At 52.8% G+C, this 2,513-nt stretch carries 2 protein-coding genes; one reads left to right on the top strand and one right to left on the bottom strand.

Annotated elements, in window-relative coordinates; all coding sequences use genetic code 11:
* Window positions 1–197: 197 nt before the first annotated feature.
* Complete coding sequence (locus QZP87_RS15210) at window positions 198–398, bottom strand: hypothetical protein (protein WP_291323776.1); 201 nt, start codon at window positions 396–398, stop codon at window positions 198–200.
* A 349-nt stretch (window positions 399–747) separates the two neighbouring features.
* On the opposite strand from QZP87_RS15210, the gene QZP87_RS15215 reads away from it, so the two are divergent.
* A complete protein-coding gene (locus QZP87_RS15215; protein WP_169614185.1) occupies window positions 748–1,614 on the top strand; it encodes a DUF362 domain-containing protein in 867 nt (288 codons plus the stop codon).
* Window positions 1,615–2,513: the final 899 nt, after the last annotated feature.

Below are 2,513 nucleotides of genomic sequence, written 5' to 3' on the forward strand. Positions count from 1 at the left end.
AAAACTATAGTTTGGGCAAGCGCGCGGGGCGATCGCTGCTGTATTACGCCATTCCCCTGGTGATTGGGATTCCTCTCAGTCCCAGGCAGAGCCTGGGCACCAGAGCATCACGTTTCAAAGTGTGAAGATGTCCTGTCTACTCATGGGGGAACAGCAGCCCTATGCCATAACAGAAACATCTCCCATCCTCAATCTTGCTATGGCTGATCCTGCAGGATGGCCAGGTGAGGGGTCAGCAGATTAATCTGCTGACCCCTCACCTGGAATCGGCCATGAAGGACGACGAAGCCTTTGCCCAGGCAGTCCGCCAGCTCGCTAGCGAGATCAACCAGGAAATCACCATTGGCCAAATCCTGGGTGAGAATGTCCAGAATGTCTATGGGGGTTCCGCTGTCCAACTCAACGATCCAACGTTTTCACAGGAGACATCAGCACCATCAACATTACCTACGGTTAACTGGAGTCGTCCGGCCAGGATGGACCGCTCAGGGCAGCTTCTGAGGAGACGGTATAGTAGCCAGTAGTCCTGTTCTTCCCAGACATTCCTATGGCAGCTTCCGTTAGTCTAATCCAGGCCCAGTCCTATGACCTATCGGCTTTGCAAACCTCCCTAGTACCGCTACGCGGAATTCAAAATGCAAAGTTCAAGGTGAAAAATTGTTGCTGCGCAAGGATTTTAAGCTTCCTGAACAGTAGGTTGATTTCTGCCTTGGTGTACTAGAGCAGGTGCTGGAGCCGCTGGGGGGGATGGCCGCTTTTGTGAAACCGGGCGATCGCGTGTTGCTCAAGCCCAACCTGCTAACCGGGGCTCGCCCCACCAAAGAATGCACCACCCGCCCAGAGCTGATCTATGCCGTGGCTCAACAGGTGCAGCAGGTGGGGGGCAAGCCCTTTTTGGGAGACAGCCCCGCCTTTGGCAGTGCCTATGGGGTGGCCAAAGCCAATGGCCTGCTGCCCCTGGCCCAAGCCCTGAACCTACCGATTGTGGAGTTACATGGCCAGCGCTATGCCAGTGACAGCCCCGACTTTGACCACCTGCGGTTAGCCAAAGAAGCCATGGCCGCCGATGTGATTATTAACTTGCCCAAGGTTAAGTCCCATGTGCAGTTGACGGTCACCCTGGGGGTGAAAAACCTGTTTGGCTGTGTTCCTGGCAAAATGAAGGCCTGGTGGCACATGGAAGCGGGCAAGGATGTGCAGCGGTTTGGCACCATGCTGGTGGAAACCGCCCGCCTGCTCGACCCAGCCTTGACGATTATGGACGGCATTATTGGCCACGAAGGCAACGGCCCCAGCGGTGGCGAACCCAGGGAGCTGGGGGTGTTAGGGGCCTCTGGTCATGTCTTTGCCCTGGATCGGGCGATGGTTGATATTCTCGGTGTCGACCCCCAGGCGGTCCCCACCGTGGCCCAGTCCATACGTCTGGGCCTCTGCCCGGCCATGGAGGCCATTCACTTTCCCCTGCTGACCCCCGACCAGTTGCGCCTGCAAGACTGGCAGTTGCCCACCGAGTTAAAGCCCATTGACTTTGGCATGCCCCGGGTGGTCCGGTCTACCTTCAAGCATTTCTACATTCGGTTCATCAAAGAACCCCTGTCTGCCTATGGGTTATAAACCCAATACCAGTCCAGCCCTGGAGTTCGACCTGTGGGGAACTCCAGATTCTGAGCTGGGCTGGGTATAGGTCCATGAGCATCCAGATGACAGGCTCAGGAGATTTCTGAGAAAGATAGTCCCGCTTGTTGTCAGCGATCGCAGCTTTCGTAGGGTGAGCTTTGCCCACCACTCGGTAGAACGTTTCCAAGAAGTCACCTAAGACGTCTGCCTGCAACAGAGAGTAACAGTTAACCGAAAGATGAACTTTGGTATCAATGGTAGAAATGCCCTGACATTAGGGTTAAACTAATACTCAAGAGGCGAAGGAAACTTCCCTCGATTTCAAATAGTTCAGTTCCCGTTACACAGGAGGTTGTTATCTCGTTAACTTCTGAAACTATTTCATCAAAGTCAGCGGCACTCCACTTAGCTGTTGATATTTCCTCCCCTAACGCCTAGAGAGCACTGCACAGATACCCAGAGACGGGAAAGCTAAAACGACGGTATCAACGCATCTCTGAATAGCATTACCCCTTTGAGGAAGTCCCTCAGTTCAGCATTGGTTTGTCGTAAACGAATTATTTCACTGCAAAGGTTCGTTTGAATTCTAATCAAAAATTCCCTGGAATCTGCCGTCAGAGCTCCAGGGAATTTTTGTTATTTTAGGACTTTTTGAAGTCACCCTGAAAGAGTTGTCCAGTTTGGGGCTAGTACCGCTACCCGGAATTCAAAATGCAAAGTTCAAGGTGGAAAATTGTTGCTGCGCAAGGATTTCAAGCATCCTGAACAGTAGGTTGATTTCTGCCTTGGTGTACTAGTACTCTGAGACGGAAATGGCACTGCTATTTCTGGGCGGCAAAACCCCTTTCACATAAGGGATTCCCCTTCTGCCTTCTGCCTTCTGCCTTCTGCCTTCT

Source organism: Desulfonatronospira sp. (genome assembly GCA_003563255.1).
GTDB lineage: Bacteria > Desulfobacterota > Desulfovibrionia > Desulfovibrionales > Desulfonatronovibrionaceae > Desulfonatronospira.